The sequence below is a fragment of the Kribbella turkmenica genome (assembly GCF_004348725.1).
Classification (GTDB): domain Bacteria; phylum Actinomycetota; class Actinomycetes; order Propionibacteriales; family Kribbellaceae; genus Kribbella; species Kribbella turkmenica.
In genome coordinates, this window is sequence record NZ_SMKR01000062.1 from 14,277 (window position 1) to 37,362 (window position 23,086).

General features: G+C 69.1%; 26 protein-coding genes. 15 read left to right on the forward strand and 11 right to left on the reverse strand.

Annotated features, from left to right (window positions below):
• Positions 1-41: 41 nt before the first annotated feature.
• From xdhB to E1218_RS16095, 7 genes are all read left to right on the forward strand, one after another.
• A complete protein-coding gene (gene xdhB, locus E1218_RS16065) occupies positions 42-2,399 on the forward strand; it encodes a xanthine dehydrogenase molybdopterin binding subunit (protein ID WP_132320847.1) in 2,358 nt (785 codons plus the stop codon).
• Positions 2,396-3,238: a xanthine dehydrogenase accessory protein XdhC gene (gene xdhC / locus E1218_RS16070; protein WP_233712261.1), complete on the forward strand. Its 843-nt coding sequence runs from the start codon at positions 2,396-2,398 to the stop codon at positions 3,236-3,238. The genes xdhB and xdhC overlap by 4 nt, the downstream gene beginning before the upstream one ends.
• Positions 3,235-4,515, forward strand: a complete 1,281-nt coding sequence (gene guaD, locus E1218_RS16075) for a guanine deaminase (protein WP_132320849.1) — start codon at positions 3,235-3,237, stop codon at positions 4,513-4,515. Before xdhC ends, guaD begins: the two co-directional genes overlap by 4 nt.
• Positions 4,516-4,719: 204 nt before the next feature.
• Positions 4,720-4,911, forward strand: coding sequence for a hypothetical protein (locus E1218_RS16080; RefSeq protein WP_132320851.1), 192 nt, complete (start codon positions 4,720-4,722; stop codon positions 4,909-4,911).
• Positions 4,912-5,723: 812 nt separating this feature from the next.
• The gene (locus E1218_RS16085; RefSeq protein WP_132320853.1) at positions 5,724-6,293 is read left to right on the forward strand and encodes a phosphotransferase; all 570 of its coding nucleotides are present in this window, start codon (positions 5,724-5,726) and stop codon (positions 6,291-6,293) included.
• Positions 6,290-6,688, forward strand: coding sequence for a phosphotransferase (locus E1218_RS16090; RefSeq protein ID WP_233712264.1), 399 nt, complete (start codon positions 6,290-6,292; stop codon positions 6,686-6,688). Before E1218_RS16085 ends, E1218_RS16090 begins: the two co-directional genes overlap by 4 nt.
• A gap of 380 nt (positions 6,689-7,068) precedes the next feature.
• Positions 7,069-7,890, forward strand: a complete 822-nt coding sequence (locus tag E1218_RS16095; RefSeq protein WP_132320857.1) for a MerR family transcriptional regulator — start codon at positions 7,069-7,071, stop codon at positions 7,888-7,890.
• 55 nt (positions 7,891-7,945) lie between these two features.
• On the opposite strand, the gene E1218_RS16100 is transcribed toward E1218_RS16095, so the two are convergent.
• The 6 genes from E1218_RS16100 to E1218_RS16125 all read right to left on the reverse strand — a co-directional run bounded on the left by E1218_RS16100 (position 7,946) and on the right by E1218_RS16125 (position 12,997).
• Positions 7,946-9,304, reverse strand: a complete 1,359-nt coding sequence (locus E1218_RS16100; RefSeq protein ID WP_132320859.1) for an 8-oxoguanine deaminase — start codon at positions 9,302-9,304, stop codon at positions 7,946-7,948.
• Between the two features lie 87 nt (positions 9,305-9,391).
• The gene (gene pucL / locus E1218_RS16105; RefSeq protein WP_132320861.1) at positions 9,392-10,297 is read right to left on the reverse strand and encodes a factor-independent urate hydroxylase; all 906 of its coding nucleotides are present in this window, start codon (positions 10,295-10,297) and stop codon (positions 9,392-9,394) included.
• Positions 10,298-10,300: 3 nt separating this feature from the next.
• Positions 10,301-10,630, reverse strand: coding sequence for a hydroxyisourate hydrolase (gene uraH, locus E1218_RS16110; RefSeq protein WP_132320863.1), 330 nt, complete (start codon positions 10,628-10,630; stop codon positions 10,301-10,303).
• Between the two features lie 70 nt (positions 10,631-10,700).
• Entirely contained in the window at positions 10,701-11,192 is a 492-nt protein-coding gene (gene uraD, locus E1218_RS16115; protein WP_132320865.1) for a 2-oxo-4-hydroxy-4-carboxy-5-ureidoimidazoline decarboxylase, read from the reverse strand.
• Between the two features lie 90 nt (positions 11,193-11,282).
• A complete protein-coding gene (locus E1218_RS16120) occupies positions 11,283-11,750 on the reverse strand; it encodes a helix-turn-helix domain-containing protein (protein ID WP_132320867.1) in 468 nt (155 codons plus the stop codon).
• Between the two features lie 23 nt (positions 11,751-11,773).
• A complete protein-coding gene (locus tag E1218_RS16125) occupies positions 11,774-12,997 on the reverse strand; it encodes a DUF6986 family protein (protein WP_132320869.1) in 1,224 nt (407 codons plus the stop codon).
• 123 nt (positions 12,998-13,120) lie between these two features.
• Between E1218_RS16125 and E1218_RS16130 the strand changes: the two genes are divergently transcribed.
• Complete coding sequence (locus tag E1218_RS16130) at positions 13,121-13,885, forward strand: IclR family transcriptional regulator (RefSeq protein WP_132320871.1); 765 nt, start codon at positions 13,121-13,123, stop codon at positions 13,883-13,885.
• Positions 13,886-13,916: 31 nt separating this feature from the next.
• Here the strand turns inward: E1218_RS16130 and fgd are convergent, their stop codons facing one another.
• Positions 13,917-14,921, reverse strand: coding sequence for a glucose-6-phosphate dehydrogenase (coenzyme-F420) (fgd, locus tag E1218_RS16135; RefSeq protein WP_132320873.1), 1,005 nt, complete (start codon positions 14,919-14,921; stop codon positions 13,917-13,919).
• 384 nt (positions 14,922-15,305) lie between these two features.
• Here fgd and E1218_RS16140 point away from each other — a divergent pair, with 384 nt between their 5' ends.
• Together E1218_RS16140 and E1218_RS16145 are read left to right on the forward strand one after the other, a co-directional pair.
• Positions 15,306-16,142, forward strand: a complete 837-nt coding sequence (locus E1218_RS16140) for a carbon-nitrogen hydrolase family protein (protein ID WP_202866045.1) — start codon at positions 15,306-15,308, stop codon at positions 16,140-16,142.
• Positions 16,143-16,179: 37 nt separating this feature from the next.
• Complete coding sequence (locus E1218_RS16145; protein WP_132320877.1) at positions 16,180-16,671, forward strand: methylated-DNA--[protein]-cysteine S-methyltransferase; 492 nt, start codon at positions 16,180-16,182, stop codon at positions 16,669-16,671.
• Positions 16,672-16,688: 17 nt separating this feature from the next.
• On the opposite strand, the gene E1218_RS16150 is transcribed toward E1218_RS16145, so the two are convergent.
• On the reverse strand, positions 16,689-17,519 hold the full coding sequence (locus tag E1218_RS16150) for a DUF72 domain-containing protein (RefSeq protein WP_132320879.1): 831 nt from the start codon (positions 17,517-17,519) through the stop codon (positions 16,689-16,691).
• 55 nt (positions 17,520-17,574) lie between these two features.
• Here E1218_RS16150 and E1218_RS16155 point away from each other — a divergent pair, with 55 nt between their 5' ends.
• The 3 genes from E1218_RS16155 to E1218_RS16160 are packed head-to-tail and all read left to right on the forward strand — an operon-like array spanning position 17,575 to position 19,458.
• On the forward strand, positions 17,575-17,976 hold the full coding sequence (locus tag E1218_RS16155) for a YkvA family protein (protein WP_233712262.1): 402 nt from the start codon (positions 17,575-17,577) through the stop codon (positions 17,974-17,976).
• A complete protein-coding gene (locus tag E1218_RS36090) occupies positions 17,954-18,103 on the forward strand; it encodes a hypothetical protein (protein WP_165949289.1) in 150 nt (49 codons plus the stop codon). The genes E1218_RS16155 and E1218_RS36090 overlap by 23 nt, the downstream gene beginning before the upstream one ends.
• A 2-nt stretch (positions 18,104-18,105) precedes the next feature.
• Positions 18,106-19,458: a glutamine synthetase family protein gene (locus E1218_RS16160; protein ID WP_132320881.1), complete on the forward strand. Its 1,353-nt coding sequence runs from the start codon at positions 18,106-18,108 to the stop codon at positions 19,456-19,458.
• Between the two features lie 329 nt (positions 19,459-19,787).
• On the opposite strand, the gene E1218_RS16165 is transcribed toward E1218_RS16160, so the two are convergent.
• Both E1218_RS16165 and E1218_RS16170 read right to left on the reverse strand, forming a co-directional pair.
• A complete protein-coding gene (locus E1218_RS16165; RefSeq protein WP_132320883.1) occupies positions 19,788-20,309 on the reverse strand; it encodes a class F sortase in 522 nt (173 codons plus the stop codon).
• Between the two features lie 181 nt (positions 20,310-20,490).
• Complete coding sequence (locus E1218_RS16170; RefSeq protein WP_132320885.1) at positions 20,491-21,261, reverse strand: hypothetical protein; 771 nt, start codon at positions 21,259-21,261, stop codon at positions 20,491-20,493.
• 228 nt (positions 21,262-21,489) lie between these two features.
• Here E1218_RS16170 and E1218_RS16175 point away from each other — a divergent pair, with 228 nt between their 5' ends.
• Together E1218_RS16175 and E1218_RS16180 are read left to right on the forward strand one after the other, a co-directional pair.
• Positions 21,490-21,864, forward strand: coding sequence for a hypothetical protein (locus E1218_RS16175; protein WP_132320887.1), 375 nt, complete (start codon positions 21,490-21,492; stop codon positions 21,862-21,864).
• Between the two features lie 37 nt (positions 21,865-21,901).
• Positions 21,902-22,483 (forward strand): dihydrofolate reductase family protein, encoded by a 582-nt coding sequence (locus tag E1218_RS16180; protein ID WP_132320889.1) that lies wholly within the window; start codon positions 21,902-21,904, stop codon positions 22,481-22,483.
• On the opposite strand, the gene E1218_RS16185 is transcribed toward E1218_RS16180, so the two are convergent.
• Positions 22,444-23,086, reverse strand: a 643-nt coding sequence (locus E1218_RS16185) for a hypothetical protein (protein WP_233712263.1), incomplete at its 5' end; no start/stop codon positions are given. The genes E1218_RS16180 and E1218_RS16185 overlap by 40 nt on opposite strands.

A 23,086-nucleotide genomic window follows, 5' to 3' on the forward strand; every position in this document is an offset into this window, starting at 1 on the left:
TCTGGTGCCTCAGCCGCGCCCGGAGCGAAGCGAGGACGCGAATGAGCTCGCTGTCCGAACGGCCGCAGCAAGCCGTCGTCGGTCTGCCACTGCCGCATGAGAGCGCGGCGCTGCACGTCACCGGCCAGGCGCTCTACACCGACGATTTCGTGGTCCGCACCAAGGACGTGCTGCACGCCTGGCCGGTCCAGTCACCGCACACGCACGCGCGGATCACGGATCTCCGGGTCAAGCCGGCGTACGACGTACCGGGCGTGGTCCGGGTGCTCACCGGGGACGACGTACCCGGGGTGAACGACGCCGGGGTGAAGCACGACGAGCCGTTGTTCCCGACCGAGGCGATGTTCCACGGGCACGCGATCTGCTGGGTGCTCGCGGAGTCGCTGGAGGCCGCGCGGCTCGGGGCGGCCGCGGTCGAGGTCGACTACGAACCACTCGACTCGCTGGTGACGGTCCGCGAGGCGATCGCGGCGGGCAGCTTCCAGGGCACCGGGCGGCACCTGGCCCGGGGTGATGTCGAGGCCGCGTTCGCCTCGGCGGCGTACGTGTTCGACGGCGAGTTCGAGTTCGCCGGCCAGGAGCACTTCTACCTGGAGACCCACTCCGCGCTGTCCTTGGTCGACGAGAACGGCCAGATCTTCGTGCAGAGCAGCACGCAGCACCCGTCCGAGACGCAGGAGATCGTCGCGCACGTTCTCGGCGTACCCAGCCACGAGGTGACCGTGCAGTGTCTCCGGATGGGCGGGGGTTTCGGAGGCAAGGAGATGCAGCCGCACGGGTTCGCCGCGATCGCCGCACTGGGGGCGACGCTGACCGGACGGCCGGTGCGGTTGCGGCTCAACCGCACGCAGGACATCACCATGTCCGGCAAACGCCACGGCTTCCACAGCGCGTGGCGCGCGGGCTTCGACGACGACGGCCACCTGATCGCGCTGGACGCCACGCTGACCGCGGACGGCGGCTGGAGCCTCGACCTGTCCGAGCCGGTGCTCGCGCGCGCGATGTGCCACATCGACAACAGCTACCGGATTCCCAACGTCCGCGTGGACGGCCGGATCGCCAAGACGAACAAGACGTCCCAGACGGCGTTCCGCGGCTTCGGCGGACCGCAGGGCATGATCGTCGTCGAGGACATCCTCGGCCGCTGTGCGCCGATGCTCGGGTACGACGGCACCGAACTGCGTCGCCGCAATCTCTACCGGGTCGGCGACACCACGCCGTACGGGCAACCCGTCCGGCACGCCGACCGGCTGGAGTCGTGCTGGACCCAGGTGTCCGGCAACGGTGACGTCGTCCGGCGGCGGGCGGAGATCGAGGCGTTCAACGCCACGCACCCGCACACGAAGCGCGCGCTCGCGATGACGCCGGTGAAGTTCGGCATCTCGTTCAACCTGACCGCGTTCAACCAGGCCGGCGCGCTGGTGCACGTCTACAAGGACGGCTCGGTGCTGATCAACCACGGCGGCACCGAGATGGGTCAGGGCCTGCACACCAAGATGCTGCAGGTCGCGGCCACCACGCTCGGTCTCCCGCTGGCACGCGTCCGGCTGGCACCGACGCGGACCGACAAGGTGCCGAACACGTCGGCCACCGCGGCGTCGTCCGGGGCGGACCTGAACGGCGCGGCGATCAAGAACGCCTGCGAGCAGATCCGCGACCGCCTCGCGCAGGTGGCCGGCGGCAAGCTCGGCATCGGTCCGCACGACGTACGGTTCGTCGAGGGCCAGGTCAGCGGTCTGTCCGGCGACAGCCTGAGCTGGGACGAGCTCGTCCACACCGCCTACCACCAGCGCGTCCAGCTCTGGGCGGCCGGCTTCTACCGCACCGAGGGACTGCACTGGGACGCCAACGCGATGCGCGGCGAGCCCTTCAAGTACTTCGCGTACGGCGTCGCCGCCGCCGAGGTCGAGGTGGACGGGTTCAGCGGCGCCTACACGCTCCGCCGGGTCGACATCGTGCACGACGTCGGCGACAGCCTCAGCCCCCTGATCGACATCGGCCAGATCGAGGGCGGCTTCGTCCAGGGCACCGGGTGGCTGACGCTCGAGGACCTGCGCTGGGACGAGAGCGACGGCCCGCACCGGGGCCGGCTGGCCACGCAGGCCGCGAGCACCTACAAGCTGCCGAGCTTCTCCGAGATGCCCGCGGAGTTCAACGTCAACCTGCTGGAGAAGGCCCACGAGGACGGCGCGGTCTACGGCTCGAAGGCGGTCGGTGAGCCGCCGCTGATGCTCGCGTTCGCGGTGCGCGAGGCCTTGCGGCAGGCCGCGGCGGCGTTCGGTCCGGCCGGGACGAGTGTGGACCTGGCCTCGCCCGCGACGCCCGAGGCCGTCTACTGGGCGCTGGACCGGGCCCGGTCGTCGGTGGGGTCCGAGCCGCTCGAGACGAGCGGGGTGTGACGACCGGCATGGAATGGATGAAGGCGGTGTCGCGGCTGCGCGAGCAGCGGCTGCCGGGTGTCCTGGTGACCGTGCTGTCGGTCCGCGGGCACGCGCCGCGGGAGGCCGGGGCCAAGATGGTGGTCTCCGCGGACGGGACCTGGGCGACGGTCGGTGGCGGCAACCTGGAGGCACTCGCGGTCGAACGGTCGCGGGCGATGATCTCGTCGGGATCCGTCGAGCCCGAGGTGATCGAGATCCCGTTGTCGGACAGGGCGCCGTACCAGCACGGGGTCCAGTGCTGCGGCGGCGAGGTGAAGCTGCTGCTCGAACCGTTGCCGGTGGTGCCGTCGGTCGCGATCTTCGGGATCGGGCACGTCGGGCTCGAACTGGCCCGGATCCTCGCCCGGCACGACATCGAGCTGCACCTGGTCGACTCGCGACCCGACCAGTTGGTGACCGAGCGGATGGGCGTGCTCGACGACGCGGTCGCAAACGTGCACGTGCACCACGTGCCGGTCCTGCCGGAGCTCGTCGTCGGCGAACTGCCGTCCGGCACCCACGTCCTGGTGATGACCCACGACCACGCGGAGGACGCCGCGTTGTGCGACGCCGCGATCCGCCGGGACGACCTGGCCACCATCGGGCTGATCGGGTCCAGCGCCAAGTGGGCGCGGTTCCGCCGCAAGCTCGCCGAGGACGGCAACCCGGCCGAGGCGATCGACCGGATCACCACGCCGATCGGCCTGCCCGGCCTGGCCGGCAAGGAACCGGCCACCATCGCCGTCAGCGTCGCTGCCTGGCTGCTCCACCTTTTCGTTGCCGAACGCAACCCTGCTCACCGTGAGGCGAAAGCATGACGATCTACCGAGGCACGTTCCTCGACACTCCGGACAACCCGTTCACCGGTGGCACCCTGCGGGTCGACGCCGACGCCGGACTGCTGGTCCGGGACGGCGTGATCCTCGCCCGTGGCGCCTTCGGCGACGTCCGCCGGGCGCACCCGGCCGAGGACATCGTCGACCTGTCCGGCGGGCTGGTGCTGCCCGGGTTCGTCGACACCCACGTGCACTTCCCGCAGATCCGGGCGGTCGGCGGACTCGGCCTACCGCTGCTGGAGTGGCTCGACCGGTACGCGCTGCCGGAAGAGGCCCGGATGGCCGACGTCGGCTACGCCGCGGGGGTCGCAGCCGAGTTCGTCCGCGGTCTCGCCGCGGCCGGGACCACCAGCGCACTGGTGTTCGGAGCCCACTACGCCGACGCCGTCGACGTACTGTTCTCGGCCGCGTCGGAGGTGGGCCTGCGGATCACCAGCGGCCTGGTCGTCAGCGACCGGCTGCTGCGCGAGGACCTGCTGACGACGCCGGTCCGCGCGTACACGGAGTCCCTGGCACTGGCGCAGCGCTGGCACGGCGTCGGCCGCAACCGGTACGCCGTCACGCCGCGCTTCTCGCTCTCGTGCACCGACGACCTGCTCGCCGCCTGCCGCCGGGTGCTCGACGAGGTGCCGGGCTCGCTCTTCACCTCGCACGTCAACGAGAACGAGGCGGAGATCGCCACCGTGGCCGACCTCTTCGGCGGCAGCGACTACGTGAGCACGTACGACAAGCACGGGCTCGTCGACCGCCGGAGCGTGCTTGCGCACAACGTCCACCCGACCGACGTAGATCTCAAGGTGCTCGGCGAGACAGGTGCGGCCGTCGCCCACTGCCCGACCAGCAACGCCGCCCTCGGCAGCGGGCTGTTCCCGCTCTCACGGCACCTCCAGTACGGCGTCCGCGTAGCCCTCGGCTCGGACGTCGGCGCCGGGACCGGGTTCTCGCTGCTCAAGGAGGGCCTGCAGGCGTACTTCTGCCAGCAACTGATCGGCGACCAGGGCTTCTCCCTCAACTCCGCCCACCTGCTCTACCTGGCAACCGCAGCCGGTGCCGACGCCCTCGGCCTCCCCGAGGTCGGCGACCTCAGCGTCGGCAAACGCTTCGACGCCCAACTACTCCGCCCCGCCGACGGCTCCCCCCTCGCGGTCGGCGTAGAACACGCCGACGACGCAGAAGAAGCCCTGGCCCGGATCTTCACCCTGGGCACATCCGCGGACGTCCACGCAGTCTGGATCGACGGAGAACTCCTCCACCGGTGATCGCCCCTCGCCCCGCGCACGGTCCGCAATGGTTGTGGCAGGCATCGAAACCTGCTCCTCACCCGGGATCCCGAGTGAATCCACCATCAGGGAACCGCCTGCTCGAAGTTCTCGTCAGATGCGTGACCCGAAGGCGGTGAGAACATGTCGCGGAATCACCAGTGGTTGCGCACGACCTCACCATGAATCACACAGGAGATGAACGTGAGCAAGCGCAAGGACGACGCAGCGATGCAGAAGGCGGCCGATCTTCTCAAAGCGCACGGACCCGTCGTCGACAAGCTCCGGGAGATGGGACATCTCAAGGCGGCCAAGAACATCGAGGACAAGGGCGGCCGCTGGGACTCCCCCGAAGTACGCGACGCCGCCAAGCGTGACCGCGGCATGGGTCGCTGACTGTCTTCCGGCACACGCCAGGGTGGCCGCCGAGTTGTCAACAGCAACCGAGCGGCCACCGGTCGCGTGCCCGCCCGGAGGTGCGGCGGGCGCTCGACGGGAGCATGAAGTGGCTCAGTGAGTGCTCCCCAGCCGCGTTCCGCGTAGCACACGAAATCCACATCCTGGCCGCCTTGGCGGACGATCCCCGGATCTCACACCTCCCGGAGATCGTTGCCAGCAGCATCGACCCTGTCCTTCTCGTCACCAGACGCGTCTCCGGTACGGCGCTGTTCGACATCGTCGACTCGACCGACCGGGACCACGTCGGACACCAGCTAGCGCGGTTTCTTGCCGGCCTGCACCACCCGGCAACCCTCGAACGAGTCGAGCACCACCTCGGCGGTCTCGCACCGGTCCTCCTCCCCCTGGCGACGACGAACACCATCCGCGATCGCATCGCGAAGTGGATCCCCCCGGACCAGGTGGAGTCCGTCCTACGCTGGTGTGACTGGGCCGACGACGTACTCGCCTCACCGTCGGAAACGTCGAGTTCCTACAGACCACCCTGCACCACTACAACCACCTCACCACCCGCACCCTGTCCCTCGACCGAGTCATGGCCTGGGGCACCTTCGCACGATGCTCGATGACGCCCTGTGGCGCTCCGAAGCCGGCGTACCCCTCCCAGACCTCCACACACCACCAGCCTGGATAGACGACCTGATCACCCGTCTCACAACCCTCGGCATCGACACGAACCCGGCTCCCTGAGCACCCGTTTCACACACGTCGAGGCTGGTCAGCTCGACTCACCCGGGAGAATGCTCCAGGTGGAATCCATCGCCAAGGCCTTCGGGCTCGGACGACCAGTCGAATCTCTTGAGCCGGTCCAGCACACCAGCTTCGAGACCTGGCGTCTTCGGACGGAGTCAGGCGACTATCTCGTCAAACGACTGTGGGGCCTCGAAGACCCGCCCTGGTGGACGCATATCGAGCAGGGCATGGCGCTGGAGTCGGCCGCGCTCGCACAAGGTCTGCCTGTCGCACGCCCGATCGACCCCCTGGAGCCCGCCTTCGGATACGCGGCCCGGGTCGACGATCTCGGCACCATCCGCCTGTACGACTGGATCGATCACCGCGCGCTGACGGACGCCGACGACGTAGCGCCGTGGCTCGGCCGGATCACCGCGGCGCTGCACGAGCTCATGCCGCTGCCGGACGAGGAACCCGAATGGCGTTGGTGGGGAGTCTTCCCGCGCGATCGCTGGGAGGAATGGGCACGACTCGGCCGGAGCCAGGGCAGGCAGTGGGCTGACGCTCTCATCACCAGATCGGCTTTCTCGAAGAACTGGGCCAGTCGATCCAGGCTGCCTTCGCCGCAGCCAACGACCAGGTACTGAGCCACGGCGACCTCGAGCCGCACAACGTCCTGGCCTCAGCAGACGGCCCAGTCCTGATCGACTGGGAAAGCGTGGCGTGCGAGAGCGCCACCCTCGAGATCGGCCGTGCCGCGGCAGGCTTCGGCGCTGACGACCCGGCCCGCATCTCCCGCGTTCTCCACGAGTACGTCGACTCCGGCGGCGTACTGGCGCCGATCGGAGACAGCCTGTTCCTCCGCAAAGTTTCACTCCACCTCTGCCACCTCGCCGAGCGACTGGACGTCGAGGTGGGCAAGGAGCCCGCACCAGGCTGGATGCAGAGTCAGAACCTGGCCGCGCTGATCAGTCAGGATCTCCAAGCCTTTCCACAGGTTGTCACCGATCTGCGCCACCTGGCCTCGGCCAGCCTCGGCTGAGGGTCCGGCGCGATCAGCTAGTGCCGAGTCAGGAAACGTTGAGGTCGTAACCCGCCGCTGGCTGCAGTTCGACAGGACGTATGCGCCCACTGCCCACGAAGCACGCCTGAGCAGACCAGCAATCCGGCTCGATCGCCGGACACCTCCTGTCGAACTGCAGACACCAGCCGGGATCCCAACCGTGGACGGCAAATCGGGACTGGGGACAGCTGACCAGATGCCCCAAGTCCCATCAGGTGGCGGAGGATCGGCGCAGGCACCCAACGCGACCACGCTCGTCAACAGTTACGACCCCAACGTTTCCGGGCGAGGCACTAGCACCACGTCGCGGTCGGTCGCGTCGAGGGTCCGCACCGGCCTGTGCCCTTGCGGTTGACACCGTGTCAACTGCCAGAGTGCTGGACGTGATGATGGACATCGGAGAGTTCGCCCGCCGCGGCGGTGTGTCGACGCGCATGCTGCGCCACTACGACCGGATCGGCCTGTTCAAGCCGGCTCGGACCGATCCGTACGGCCGGCGATCGTACGACGTCACGCAGTTGCCGGTGCTGCACCGCCTGATCGCGCTCAAGGCGCTGGGCTTCAGCCTCGACGAGATCGGCGTACTGCTCGACGAGGGCGTGGAATCCGCGGAACTGCGCGGGATGCTGCGGCTTCGCCAGGCTGAGCTCGAACGACGCGTGCGGCAAGACCGGCACGCGCTCGATCGGGTGACGGCGAGACTCCGGCTGATCGAAGAGGAGACCCGGATGAACACTCAGGTCGAGACCAAACACGTCGACGCGGTCACCATCGCAGCTCTGTCCGCGGTCGTTCCGAACGGCGGCGCCGACCTCGAATCGCTTTTCGCGCAGGTCGTCGAGCGGATGGAGGCGGCCGGGGCGGATCGAACCACTCCTGTCGCGCGACTGCTGCCGGTCGACGGCCGCTCTGTTGAGGTCACCGCCGGCTACGTTGCGCCGGACGATTCGGTGCCTGGCCTGGAGACCCGCCGGCTGCCGGCGAAGACGGTGGCATCAACGATTCATCAAGGGCCGATGGGCGGTCTGTCCACTGCCCATGCCGTACTACGGGACTGGGCGGAGTCCAACGGCTACGAGAAGCTGCTCGAGGAGCCCTGCTGGCGCTACCACTTCCTCGAAGCCGCGGGCGACGACCAAGCGCAGTGGATTGTAGAGCTCCAACTGGAGCTGGACGGATAACTCTCGGCCTGATCGGTGAGATCCGTTGAGGAGCGCGCGTAGCCGGGTGTGGGGGTCAGCTGGCTCTGGTCACGAGTTGTTGGTGAACCTTGACCACCTGTGCGGCGAGCGCGACCTCGTCGACGGTGAGTACGGTGTCGTGCTCGACGACCGGGCGGCCGTTGATCAGGAGGAGCTCCAGGGGCGGCGGGGTACCGAGGACGAGCGCGGCGACCGGGTCGGTGATGTCTGCGTGTTGCAGGGTGTCGAGGCGCCACAGGGCGAGGTCGGCCAGTTTGCCGACTTCGAGGGAACCGATGTCGTCCTCGCGGCCGAGGATGCGGGCGCCGTCGAGGGTTGCCATCTCCAGCGCGGCGCGTACGTCGAGTGCCTCCGGACCACCGCGGGCCCGGGCGAACAGCAGTGCGTGCCGCAACTCCTCGACCAGACTGCCGGCTTCGTTGCTTGCGGCACCGTCAACGCCGAGGCCGACGGGACTGCCGGCGGCGCGGAGGTCGGCGGCGCGGGCGATCCCGGCGCCGAGACGGGCGTTGGAGCTCGGGCAGTGGGCGACGCCGGTGCCGGATGCACCTAGCCGCGAGATCTCGGCGTCGGAGAAGTGGATGCCGTGCGCGAACCACACGTCGGACCCGGTCCACCCGAGGTCGGCGACGTACTCGAGCGGGGTGGAGCCGAAGTGATCGCGGCAGTAGTCGGACTCGTCGGTGGTCTCGGCCAGGTGGGTGTGCAGCCGGACACCCTTGCGTCGCGCGAGTACCGCGGCGTCGCGCATGAGGTCACCGGTGACGCTGAACGGCGAGCAGGGGCCGACCACGATCCGGAGCATCGAGTCGGGGCTCGGGTCGTGCCAGCGGTTGATCGCGTGCTCGGTGGCGGTCAGGATCTCGTCGCGGTCCTCGACGACGGAGTCCGGCGGCAGCCCGCCGTCCTTCTGGCTGAGGTCCATCGAGCCGCGCGCAGGGTGGAACCGCATGCCGAGCTGCGCGGCGGCGATGATCTCGGCCTCGAGCAGGTCCTTGCCGTCGCGCGGAAAGAGGTAGTGGTGGTCGGCGGCGGTGGTGCAGCCGGTGCGGGCAAGCTGGGCCAGCGCGGCTTGCGCGGCCAGGTGCACGGCGACGTCGTCGATACCCGTCCACACCGGATACAGGGTGGTCAGCCAGCCGAACAGGGTCGAATCGGCGGCCAGCCCCCGGGTCGCCCACTGGTACAGGTGCTGATGGGTGTTCACGAACCCCGGCGTGAGCAGGCACCCGCGGCCGTCGATCACCCGCGCACCGTCGTACACCGGCGCGGGCCCGGCGCCGACCGCGACGATCCGGTTGCCCTCAACAACAAGATGGCCGGTGAACTCACGGCGGGTGCGGTCGAGGGTGACCACGGCCGCCCGGTCGATGACGATCGGCGTTGTGTCCATGATCTCAGTCAACTAAGGCGAATGACGTCGCGTCACCGGCAGCGAGCACAACGCGGGCCCGCCCGGCGACCCGCGAGTTGGAGGTTCCTACACGAATCCGGGTACGGCGTGCCACGCCGAGCCGGCGTCGGAGGCGTCGTCGCGGACCACGGTGGCCTCGATCAGGCCGTACGGGCGATCCGCGGCGATGAACACCTCGTTCGGGTTCTCCAGGCCGAACGGGCTCAGGTCGACCAGGAAGTGGTGCTTGTTCGGCGCCGAGAACCTGATCTCCGCGACCTCGGGGTGACGTTCGAGCACCGCCTCACCCATCCCGTACAGGGTCTGCTGCAGCGCGAGACTGTGAATCGTGGCGAACTGCTCCAGCAGCAGCGCCTTGATCTCGTCGTACGACTTGTCCCAGTCGACGCCCGCGTGGTCGTACCGCCAGCGCGCGACCAGCGATGTCGCGAGGATGCGGTCGTTCGTCTCCGGCAGGGTCGTGTACCTGTCCTTCAGGAAGCCGTGGAACTCCGAGCCGGTCGACTTCAGCACGACCAGGTCCTTGATGCCGGAGACGACATACGCCCTGCGCTCGTCACCACGGCCCTCGACGTTGACGACCGTCGTCCGTACGCCGCTGCCGGCCCGGACGAACGAGTGGTCGTGGCCCTCGCCGTCGACCGGGATCCGTTCCCAGGAGTACTCCTCGACCTCGATCCGGGCGCCTTCGGCGGCCGGGGCGGAGTCGATGAAGTGGCCACCGAGTGTGAGCGCGAAGTCCTCGATCGCGCCGACGCCCTTCTCCTTGGCGAAGGCGAACGCGGTGTTCTTCTGGGTGTCGGTCGGCAGTACGTCGGCCTGGTCGCCGGTCGTGTGCGCGTCCTCGAAGTCGCCGCGCAGCGCGGAGGAGACGTTCAGGTCGCGGATCTGGTGCCGCGGCGAGTCACGGTAGATGCGGACGACCCGGCTCTCGGCCTTGCCGTACTGGTTGGCGCCCAGGTGGATGGCCATGGGTCAGCTCCCTCGGTAGGTGGAATAGGCGAACGGACTGAGCAGCAGCGGGACGTGGTGGTGCCGCTCGTCGGTGATCGTGAAGGTCACGGTGACCTCGGGGAAGAACATGCTCTGGCCGGACGCGCCCGCGTAGGCGGCGACGTCGAACCACAGCTGGTACGTGCCGGACTCGAGGCCCGGCTGGAAGTCGGTGATCCGGCCGTCGGCGTCCGTGATCCCTTCGCCGAGAACGGCGACCTCACCGGCGGCGACGCGGGACAGGCGGACCGGCACACCCGCGGCAGGCCGACCGAGCCCGGTGTCGAGCACATGCGTGCTGATCGAACTCATCCACGTCCTCGCTTCGCTCCGGGCACGGACGAGGCACCGACCGCGCTGTGCTTGCTGACGCTGCGCTCGTTCATGCGACCACCTTCGCGAGACGAAGGAGTGCGATCTTCCGAAGCTCTTCGTGGACGACGGACGCTTCGGCGGTCTCGTCGTGCGTCAGCCGTTCGCGCAGGCTGGACAGCATCTGCTGCGCCGACAGGCCGGTCGCACAGATCAGGAACACCCGGCCGAACCGCTCCTCGTACTGCCGGTTGCCGGCGGCGAGCGCCGCGCGGACGCCGGGATCGTCGCCGACCCCGGACTGCTCGTTGCGCGACCAGGCCGCCTCGGTGCTCGCGCCCGCCGCCCGGTCGCCGATCCGCGGGTGGGCGGCCAGCGCCCGGTCGACGTCGGCGGTGTCGAGCTCGCGCAGTCCCTTGTCCGCGGTCGCGGTCAGCGCCGCGGCGTCGGCGTACGGCCGGCCGGCCAGGACGCCGTCGGCCCAGCGGGGGACGTCGCAGCAGGCCGCCAGCAGCGGGCGCAGCCGTTCGTCCGGAGCGGAGTTGAACTCCTGCAGATCCACGGATCACACCTTCTCGAATCACGAAATCGAATTTCCGTATGACGAGAGTCGCATGCCACCCGATGGCCCGTCAACAGTTTGTTGAATTTCTCAGTCGCGCGCCCTGTTCAGGTAGTTGTAGACGGTGAAGCGGGTGACGCCGAGGGCCTCCGCCACGATCTCCGCCGACTTGCGGTACTCGAACGCTCCCTTGGCCTCCAGTAGCAGCACAGCGCGCTGCTTCTCACCTCGGGACAACCCACTCAACGACCCACCGAGCTCGGCCGCAACCTCCGCCAGCAACCCGCTCAGGCCGCCGGCCTCACGGGACACCTTGACCACGCCGTCCTGGCGCACCTGCACTGTCACCTGGGTGGCGCCGTGCGCGAAGGCAGCCTGGAGTACGCCGGACAACGCCGGCAACAACACGTCGTCCTCACCGCGGACCGACGTACCCAGCGGCCCGAAGTCGCTCTCGAGGCCCGCCCGCTGTGCAGCCTCGAACGCCTCGGTGGCATGCGCGGGCGGCTGCCCGTCGACATCGAAGGGCTCGGTGGTGAACTCGGCTACCAGTCGCATGTCGCGAGGCTAGCCGGGTGTGCTCACGACCGCACCGGTCTCCGGGCCAACGTCGCCAGACCCGCGGCGTCCACGCCGGTCAGCGCGTCCACCTCCGCCGGGTCGACGGCACCGCATTCCAGGCCGCGCAGTACGTAGCCCGCGAGCGCGGCAGCCGTCGCGGGCTCGTCCAAATAGCCGGAGTCGCCGCCGTCGACGTACGCGCGCAGCCGGGCACCGGCCGTCTCCAGGCCTTCCCGGTAGAAGAGGTACGTCGCGGCGTAGCGGGTCGGGAGCTGGGCCGGGTGCATGTCCCAGCCCTGATAGATGCCGCGGGCAAGCGATCGGCGGACCAGGCCGAAGTGCAGGCGCCAGGCGGCGTGCACGGCGTCGCGATCGCCGACCGGGAGGACGTTCGTGGAACCGTCGGAGACGAACACGCCGGTGCCGGCGGCCGCCAGCTGCATGACGTCCTTGGCGTGATCGGCGACCGGGTGATCCATGCTCTGGTAAGCCGCCGCGACACCGAGCGAGGCGGAGTAGTCGTAGGTGCCGTAGTGCAGGCCGGTGACCCGGGCTCCGCCGGCTTTGATCATCCGCGCGATCAGCGCGGTGCCGTCGGCGCCGAGGATCGCCTGGGGGGTCTCGACCTGAATCTCGAACTTGAGTGATCCGTCAGGCAGGTTGTGCGCTCGTTCGATTGTCGACAATACGAGCAGCATTGCTTCGACCTGCTCGACGGAGGTGACCTTGGGGAGTGTGACCACGAAACCGTCGGTGATCGCACCCGAGAGTTCGCCGATGAAGAGATCGAGGGTGCGCAGGCCGCGGCGGCGGCTCGGCGCTTCCAGGGACTTGATCCGCAGGCCGTGGTACGGCGTCGCCGTGCCGTCGCTGATCGTCTTCGCCAGCGCGCGGGCCGCGTCGACCGCGGCCGCATCCTCCTGCTGGTCGGGCCGGGTCCCGTAGCCGTCCTCGAAGTCGATCCGCAGGTCCTCGATCGGCTCCCGGTCGAGCTTGGCGCTCACCCGGTCGGCGAGCCCGGGCGGCAGGTCCACCGCCTCGGAGAGGTCATTGGCCTTGAAGGCGGCCTTCGCCTGCTCGCCCCACTCGCGCACTGTGTCGGCGTGGAACCGGTCGGCGGGGACGTAGACGGTGTGCACGGGTTGCCGCACCCCGCGCTCACCCGGGTACCGCGCCACCAACTCCGCATCGGCCGCGGCGAGCAGCCGATCCAGCTCGCCGGCGAGATCGTCCACGTGAGTCATCAGAGCACACCTCGTTCACCTTGACGGGGGTTTCCGTATTGCGGATAGTAATGTCTACTCTGCGGAAGCCGCAATATCCGCTATCTGTCGCTAAACTTCCATGATCCGGAAAGGGAGGCTGCGGTGGTGGAGAACAGCGAAGCCAAGGGCCGCTCCGGCAGCGTGCAGTCGATCGAGCGCGCCTTCGGGCTGCTCGAGACGATGACCGACGCCGGCGGAATGATGGGCCTGTCCCAGCTCGCCACGGCCTCGGGCCTGCCGCTGCCCACGATCCATCGGCTGGTCCGCACGCTCGTCGACCTGGGCTACCTGCGCCAGGAGCCGTCCCGGCAGTACGTTCTCGGCCCGCGGCTGATCCGGCTCGGCGAGAGCTCGTCGCACATGCTGAGCGTCTGGGCCCGGCCGCACCTGACCCGGCTCGTCGACGAGCTCGGCGAGTCGGCCAACATGGCGATGCTCGACGGCGACCAGATCGTCTACCTCGCGCAGGTGCAGTCGCGGCACTCGATGCGGATGTTCACCGAGGTGGGCCGCCGGGTGCTGCCGCACTGCACCGCCGTCGGCAAGGCGATCCTCGCGCAGCTGCCAGAGGCCGAGGTGCGCGAACTTCTCCATCGCACCGGCATGCCGAAGCACACCGAGAACACGATCACCGACCCGGACGCGTTCGCGGCACAGCTGCGCAGCGCCGAGGAGCATGGGTACGCCACGGACGAGGGCGAGCAGGAGCTCGGCGTCCGGTGCGTCGCCGTGGCGGTGCCCGAGGCACCGTCCCGGCTGGCACTCTCGATCTCCGGGCCGGCCGGCCGGATGTCGGAAGAGCTGCTCGAACGCGCAGTTCCGCTGCTCACCCAGGCCGGCAAGGCCTTCTCGGAGGACCTGCGCTAGGCCGAGCCGCACCGCTACCCGGGCTGTACCGTTAGGCGAGCTTCCGCAGCAGTGGGAGGACGTCCTCGGTGAACTGGGTCAGGAACCGCTCCTGATCGTTCCCCGGGCCGTGGACGACGAAGTGGTTGAAGCCGGCGTCGACGTACGGCCGGAGCTGCTTGAGCACCTCTTCGGGGTCGGACGCGACGATCCAGCGCTGCGCGACCTGCTCGATCGGCAGCTCGTCGGCGAGCCGCTCCATCTCGGTCGCGCTGGTCACGGAGTGCTTCTGCTCCGGCGTGAGCGACAGCGGCGCCCAGAACCGGGTGTTCTCCAGCGCGAGCTCCGGGTCGCGGTCGTAGGAGACCTTGACCTCGAGCATCCGGTCCAGGTCCTCGAAGTTCTTCCCGGCCTTCTCGGCGCCCTCGCGAACGGCCGGCATCAGCTTGTCGGTGTAGAGCTCCATGCCCTTGCCGGAGGTCGCGATGAAGCCGTCGCCCGCGCGACCGGCGTACTTGGCCACGAGCGGTCCGCCGGCCGCGACGTACACCTTGAGCGGGGTCTCCGGGCGGTCGTAGATGAACGCGTCGACCGTCGGGTAGTACGGGCCCTCGGAGCTGACCCCCTCCTTCGTCCACAGGTCGCGGATCAGCTGCACCGCCTCCCGCAGCCGGGCGAACCGCTCCTTGAACTCGGGCCACTCCATTCCGGACACGGCGATCTCGTTCAGCGCCTCGCCGGTGCCGACACCGAGCATCACCCGGCCCGGGTACAGCACGCCGAAGGTGGCGAATGCCTGCGCGATCACCGCCGGGTTGTACCGGAAGGTCGGCGTCAGCACCGACGTCCCGAGCAGCACGCGGTCGGTCCGCTCACCGACGGCCGCCAGCCAGGCGAGCGCGAACGGCGCGTGCCCGCCCTCGTGCCGCCACGGCAGGAAATGGTCCGACACGGTCACACTGTCGAGCCCGAGCTCCTCGGCCCGGACGGAGTACTCCACCAGGTCCCGCGGCCCGAACTGCTCCGCCGACGCCTTGTACCCGACGCGAATGCTCACCCTCTGCTCCCAACCTCGTCGACCCGTCCCCCCAAGACAACCGCATCGGTGCGCGCCCTATGCCGCCGGGGTACGGCGTGGGCGTTTGACGACCGCGCGCCCGCTGAGGAAGCATATGAGCCCGGCGCGGCCCGCGCCTCACCTTCGTCGACCGGCCCCAGCCCGGTCACGCCGAGAAGGCAAAGGGACTCCTGGTCTCGGGTCGCTCGTCCTGGTCTGTCGCCTCGGCGGGGTTGCTGGGGGATCGCGTGCGAGTGCGTGGAAGGCCAGATGACAGCGCACAGGAACTTCAAGCGACGGGTTCGAGCCCGCGCCGCCAAGACGGGCGAGTCCTACACGGCTGCCCTCCGGCACTTCCGTCCGACTCCCTCAGGAGAACCAGACATGCCGGAAAAGACCCTACGCATCGCCGTCGCCCAGTCGACGGTTCACGAAGACCCGACCGACCCGACGCTGCTGCGTGGCAGCGGCGCCGAGGTCCGCGACCTCATGAGGCGGGCCGCTGACGCGGGCGCGCGCCTGGTGCACTTCACCGAGGGCGCGATCTGCTTCCCCAGCAAGCGCGTCATGTCCGAGCTCGGTCCGGACGAGATCGGCCCCTCCGACTGGAGCAGGGCCGACTGGACAGTCCTGCAGGAGGAGCTCGACCGGATCGCCGCACTGTCCGGTGAGCTCAGGGTGTGGACAGTGATCCCCTCGGTGCACCAACTGCCCGACGGGACCCGCCCGCACAACAGCATGTACGTCGTCTCCGACCAAGGAACGGTGGTCGCCCGGTACGACGAGAGGATGCTGTCGACCACCAAGATCACCTGGATGTACACCCCGGGCACGGAGCCCGTGACCTTCGAGGTCGACGGGTACCGGTTCGGCCTCGCGCTCGGGCTGGACGTTCTCTTTCCCGAGCTGTTCACCGAGTACGACCGGCTCGACGTCGACGGCGTACTGGTGTCGTACTGCAGCCACATCCCGCAGAACGAGCACATCGGGGTCCAGAGCCGCGGGATCGCCGTGACGAACACCTATTGGATCTGCCTGGCCGCGGCGGCCAATCCGGACGGCGGTCTGGAGTCGAGCGTGATCGATCCGCGCGGCAACCTGGTGGCCGAGGGCCCGGCGGACGGTCAGCCGGGAATCGCGGTGACCGATGTGGCCCGTGCGGACGTGACCACGATCGGCCGGGAGTTCCGGAGCCGGACCCGGGACCGCGTCAGCTCCTGAGGCCGCACACATCCGGGTGCGGATCCGTTCCATCGGCATGAACAGGCACGCGATCGTCAGCACCCGGATCGGTGACCTCACGTTGGTCGCCTCGGACGACGCCCTGGCCGGCGTCTACTTCCCGCACCACTGGGTGAGGCCGGCCGCCGAAACCCTCGGTGACCGGGCCGAGGCGACCGACCCGGTCATCGCCGGGGCCGCTCGTCAACTGGCGGACTATCTGGCCGGTGAGCGGACCTCGTTCGACCTTCCGACTGCCCTGCGCGGTGACGACTTCCAGCTCCGCGTGTGGTCCGTGATCGAGGGGATCCCGTACGGCGCGACCACATCGTACGGCGAGATCGCAACACGGCTCGGTGAAACCGCGCAAGCGGTCGGGAAGGCGGTCGGCCAGAACCCGTTGTGCATCGTCGTCCCGTGTCACCGCGTGGTCGGGAAGAACGGCTCGCTGACCGGTTACGCGGGCGGGCTCGAGCGGCAGCAGTTCCTGCTGGACCTGGAGGAGCCGGTGACGGCCCGGCTGTTCTGAGGTCGCCGACCAGTTCGTCAGGCCGAACTGATCTTCAGGCGCCGGGCCAGGCCTTCCGCGTCGAACGGCGCCCGCACCTTCACGTCGTTGTCGAAGTAGACGAAGGACTCGCGCTTCCACGCTCTGATCTTGCGGGCCCAGTGGTCGAGCGCCTTGTCGTCGTACCCGCTGACGTAGAGCTCTTCGGCGCCGTGGAGGCGGACATAGGCGAAGTCAGTGGTGACATCGTCGAACATCGGCCACTTGCCGGCCGTGTCCGCACAAACCACCGCGATGTCGTGCCGGCGCAGCAGGTCGAGGAACTCCCTGGTCTCGAAGCTCGCATGCCGTACTTCCATCGCGTGCCGGAGCGGAAGGTCGACCGTGCACTCCAGCAGCGCGCGACCCTCCATCCGCTCGTCGTGACCCTTGGCAACCTCCGCGGCCTCGGCGGTCGTCCTCGGCAGCGAGTCGAAGAACGCTGCCAGCCGGTCGGCGTCGTACCCGAGGGTGGGCGGGAGCTGCCAGAGCACCGGTCCGAACTTGTTGCCGAGCGCAAGTACTCCGGAGGCGAAGAAGTTCGCCAGCGGCGCGTCCACGTCGGCCAGCTTCTTCATGTGCGTGACGAACCGCGGACCCTTGATCGCGAACACGAAGCCGTCCGGCGTCTCGTCGTACCACCGCTGGTACGACGACGGGCGCTGCAACGAGTAGAACGACCCGTTCAGCTCGATCGAGTTGAGTCTCCGGGAGGCGTACTGGAGCTCGGCACGCTGCGGCAGGCCCTCCGGGTAGTAGACCTTCCGCCAGGGCGCGTACCGCCAGCCCGAGATCCCTACCCGGTACGAACTCTTCGGCCAGCGCTCCACAGTTACCGCCTGTGCCCACACCTGAGGTCACTCACGCCCCGATTATCGTTGAGCCGTGGTCGAGGCACTGGTCGTCGCCGGGGTGGTGGTCGGGCTGTGGGCAGTCAGTTGCGGGCTGATGATGCTGTTCGCGCACCGGCTGCCGGATGGTCTGCTGCGGCAGGTGGCCGAGTTCCTGCCCTCGTGCGTGACGGCCGCGCGGGCTTTGCGCAAGCATCCCGACGTACCTCGGCGGGCTAGGATCGCCCTCCTGGTCGCGGCGCTCTGGGTGCTGTCACCGATCGACCTGCTGCCTGAGTTCCTACCCGTCATCGGCCCGCTGGACGATGTCGTCGCGGTGGTCCTGCTGTTGCGGTACGCCGCCCGCTCGATTCCCCGCGAGACCCTGCTGAACGCCTGGCCGACGGATCCGCGGTTGCTGGAGCGACTCCTGGGTGCTGGCCGTCGAGCAGGCTGATCAGCAGCTCGGCGGTCTGCTCCGGCTGGTCCTCGAGATGTACTCGGCCGAGCTCCGGGCCCTGCTCGCCGCCGCCACCGCGATCGTCGCCAACGCCTGCTCGTCCGCTGACGTGGTACCAAGGTGAGCGTGTCCATCACCGACAGTCTCCAGCCCGCGGACCAGGTCAACGCGCTGCTCGACGGCGGGCTGCGGATGCTGATCACGTCGATTGTCGACAATGCCGGCATCACCCGGGCCAAGTCGGTGCCGGCCCAGCGGCTGCGCATCGCGGCCCGCGACGGAGTCGGTCTGTCGCCGGTGTTCGCGATCATGTGCACCGACGACGGCGTCACCTCGTCCCCCGCGGTGAACGGGCCGGTCGGCGACAACCGGCTGATACCCGACCTCGCCGCGGCCGCGCCGCTCGGCCCGGACCACACCGTCTTCTGGGCGCCGGCCGATCAGCTGTCCCAGGACCACGAGCCGATCGACATCTGCCAGCGGGCCGCGCTGCGGCGGCAGGCAGAACGGGCGGTCGCGGCCGGGCTCGACGTGAAGCTGGGGTTCGAGCTCGAGTTCACCGTGTTCACCGGTGATCCCGGCGATCCCCAGGTGGCGACGCTCGGCCCGGCGTACGGCGTACTGGCGACGCTGAAACTGGAGGACTTCGCGGTCGAACTGCTGGAGGCGCTCGATGCGGCCGGGGTGCCGGCGGAGCAGTTGCATCCGGAGTACGCCCAGGGTCAGTTCGAGGTTGCGCTGCCGCCCGCATCTCCGGTCACCGCGGCTGACCAGTCGCAGCTCGCGCGCCTCGTCGTACACCGGGTGGCTCGCAGGCACGACCTGCTCGTGTCGTTCGCGCCGATCACGGTGGCCGGGTCCGTCGGCAACGGCGCGCACATCCACTTCTCCGCGACGCTGAACGGCGTACCGTTCGGGGACGGCGGCGGTCCGTCGGAGCACGCGCGGCACCTGATCGCGGGCGTGCTGGCCGAGGTCGACGGGCTGACCGGCGTACTCGCGCCGAGTGTGGTCAGCGCCGATCGACGCGTGCCGGGGAACTGGGCCGGAGCCTTCGCGTGCTGGGGACCGGAGAATCGCGAGGCCGCGCTGCGCTACGTGCCCGGCAGCATCACGAGCCGCCCGGACTCGGCCAACTGCGAGATCAAGATCGGCGACCCGTCGGGGAACGCCTACCTGTCGGCCGCGGCCGTGATCGCGAGTGCGCTGACCGGGCTGGAGCGGAAGACGGTGCTGCCCGCGGGGGTGGACCACGACCCGGCGACGTACTCGGACTCCGAGCGCGAGCGGATGGGTGTGCGCCGACTGCCGCGCACGCTGGAGGACGCGCTCGTCGCGCTCGAAGGGTCGACCGTGATCCGCGGCGCTCTCGGTGAGGCGATCGTCGACCCGTTCCTCGCCGTCCGGCGTCATGACGCGGAGGCATTGGGCGCGTTGTCACTGGAGGACCGGGTTCGCGCGTTGCGGTGGCGCTACTGAGCTTTTGGCGGGTTCGGGGCATCGGGCGGGTAGTCGTCGCGGACATGATCGCCTTCAGGGTCGCCTGCGGCGAAGTCGCGGTGGTTCGTTGCGGTCGGGATGACGTTGTTCGACAGTCATGTCCGGAAGGACAGCCGGCGGTCAGGCAAAACGCTCGGCTGGGACACCCAGCCGAGCGCCTGCATGATCTACTCACCACCTAGAAACCAAGGCAGTGCGCAACGACCCCTTGAAACCGCCCCCTTTGCGCACTACGACCGTCGGCAATCGCTGCTCCGGGTACCCGCGCGGTCCGAGATGAGTCGACCCGCGCCCACCCTGCGGAGCTGTTAGTTGCGATGCCGGGAAGAGGTCAGGTTCGCCCAGACGATGACGTTGTCGCTGTAGCGGCGGGTGGCCTTGTCGTAGCTGCCGCCACAGGTGATCAGCCGCAGCGAGGCCTGATCTGATGCCCCGTACACCTCATTGGTGGGGAACTTGTCCTTGGCGAACCGGCCGATCCGGTCCACGGTGAAGGTCGCGGTGGTGCCGTCCTCGCGGGCGACATCGATCCGGTCTCCTCGGCGCAACTCCCCGAGCCGGAAGAACACCACCGGGCGCCGGTTCCAGGTGACATGCCCGGCGATGACCGACGAGCCGATCACACCCGGTGTCGGGGATGGCGTGAACCATCCCGCCTTGTCCGGGTCGACCGGCACCGTCATGACGCCGGCGTCGTCCAGTTCCAGGTCTTCCAGTGCCGACGACGCCTTGATCCGCGGGATGTCGATCCGAACCGGCTCGGACCGATCCAGTGCCAACGGCAGGGCCCGGTTCTTGGCCGGAGGTGTTGCCGGGCGAGCCGGTGGCATGGTGGTGGCAGTGGCGATCGTAGTCGGCGCGGTCCCGGTGGCGCCGGGTACTGGCGGTGGTGACGGCTGCTGCGTCACCACCGCCAGTACGACGGCCGCCACACCTGCGGCCGCGAGAGCCGCTGCCGCAACAGCCGGTCAGCGCCTCCGGCCGCGAGCAGGCAGGAAGCTGAACATCGCGTCAGGCCGTGACCCGGACACGGCGGCGCACCGTCAGAACCGCGCCGGCTCCGAGCAGTGCGATGCCTCCGGCGGCGAACAGGCCGAGGTTCTCGACGCCGCCGGTGCTGTCGGCGCCGGTCTCGACGCCACCGGTCGCAGCGACCTCGCCGCAGGTAGCCGGGTTGGTCGCCTCCTCCGGGATCCCGCTCACTCCGAGGGACTTGGCGAACACCGACTCGCCGAGCGCGGCCATGTCGTACTTGTCGTTGCCGTTGACATCGAGGCCGTGCTGCACGATGTGCAGGTGCTGAAGGCTGTCGATCGTCCCGGCCGGCAGCCCGCTGGCCGGAATCGTCCGCTCGTAGCTGAGTCGGCCACTTTCGTCGGCGACCGGCATCCGGTCGACCGCCAGCCCACTCTTCTTCGAGGTGTCGCCCTTGGTCGTCAGCGAGACGAACACGTCACCGTACTGCGAGAGTCCTTCCTCGGTGGCGATCTGACCGTCACCGTCCTTGTCCGCGCTGGCCGGCGGACAGAAGAAGTTGCGGCTGTGCGCCGCGCCGTGGATATGCTGAGCGTGCGGCGAGTTCGGCGTGAACCCGTCGCCGGTGATCTTCACGTGCAGACTGCCGTCATCGCGTGCCGTGAGGGTCGCGGTGGCCTGGGAGCCGCTGCCGTTCAGTTCGTCCAGCTTGAACGTCACCTTCTGATCGGCGTGCGCCGGAACCGCGGTGGCCAGGGAAACGACAGCAGCCGCCGCCAGGGTGAACATCGTACGACGCAAGTTCATGATCGATCCTCTCTCAGACGAATTCTTTGCAAGCATTCGGCGCCGGGGCCCGCCCGGATGGGCCCGGAGAGCTGGAAGTTCCGCTGGGGCCGAATCCATGGCTGCGCGTGACTGCGGTGCCGGAGCGCCGCCGCAGCACCGCAGGAGCCCGTTGGATACCCGCGTCGTCGTGGCGCTGCTGGGCTGTTCGAGCTGAAGTGGACGCCGGCATCACTTACGGTGATCCACATGGCGATTGCTGCGAAGGGGAGCCGGGGCGAGAAGTTCCTGACCGTCGTCGTCGGGGGCGGGGCGGCCTTCGGGCTGATCGTGATCACGTCGCGGGCGTGGAAGGAATGCCGGGTCGACGTCGCCGGCAGCGTTCCGAACGGGCTGACCCTGCTCTTCCTCGGCCTGCCGCTCGCCCTGATCGTGAACCTCGTGCTGTTCAACCTGGTCTTCCGGTACGCCGGTAAGACCTTCCTCTTCTCGTTGGTCGCCGCCGCCATCGCGATCGCGATCGCCGACCTGGCCCTGTTCTCCTGGCAGGGCACCCCGGCCGCATCCCCCGGTATCTGCCCCGGCAACGTCCCGCCCTGGTGGCCCGCCTGGATCCCGACGTGAAAGGGCTTTGAAAGCTGGGCGCGGTTGGGTGGACGTCATGAGCGGACCGATCCGGCTGTACATGTCGATGTCCCTGGACGGCTTCATCACCGGGCCGGACGACAAGCCTGGACAGGAGCTGGGCCGCGGCGGCGGCCGGTTGTTCAACTGGCTGGACGACCGGATGAAGCCGGGGGTGAACGGGCAGGTCGTGGGTGAGGCGCTGGCGACCGGGGCCGTCATCGCGGGACGTCGTACGTTCGAGCTCGCCGGCCGCTGGAACGGCGACCATCACGACGGTGTCCCGATCCACGTCCTCACCCACCACGTCGACGAGGCCGACGTCCCACCCGGCACCGCGAAGTTCTACACCGACCTCGAGACCTGCGTCGCGGACGCCCGAGCCGCCGCCGGCGATCGCGCCATCCTCGTCCACGGCGCCGCCACCGCCCAGTCCCTCCTGGCCGCCGACCAGTTGGACGAACTGGAACTCCACGTAGTCCCAGTCCTCCTGGGCACCGGCCGCCGCCTGTTCAACGCCCACCCCGCAGAACTGGAGCTACTCCGCATCCTGGAGGGCCGAGACGCCACTCACCTCCGTTACAAAGTCCTCCGGGGCGCCCACGACGTGCGCTCGTAGATGTTGCGCTCACCGAGCCATGCCTTGAAGTCCGGGTAGCTGTGTACGCCGGCATCCAGCACAGCCTGGTAAAGCCAGTACCCGTACGCGCGCTCCCCGAGAGCCGCAGCCTCTTCCTTGATCGTCAGAATGTAGTCACGGGTCTCGTCCGTCAGCGCCTCCCGAACCGCCGTCGTGAGATCGGCGCCCCGCGCGGCGCGGTCGAACACCCACATGTCGATCGTCCAGGTCGCATCGGCCGTCAACTCGTACTCGAGCTTCCAGTACTGCCCCTGCTCGTGCCGGTCCCGCGCATCCAGGTACGTGATCCGGCGCGTGCTCGGCAGTTCGGCGAGCGGTGCCATCACGGCGAACCCGTCGGCGACTCGCGGCTCGTCCGAGTAGATCTCGAGGTCGATGTCCGGCGGTACGACGACGCCGATGGCCACGGACCCGACGACGACCGGATCGCCGTACCTGCTCCAACGGCCCAGCAGGTCCAGGTCGCGGAGGATGTCGTGCGCCGTCCGCTGGCGGGCGGCGGCTCGCTCCCTGAGCGTCACCGATCTAGCGGCGGCCGCCGAATTGCCAGGGGTGGGGGTCGGCGTTGGGAAGGAGGGTGGC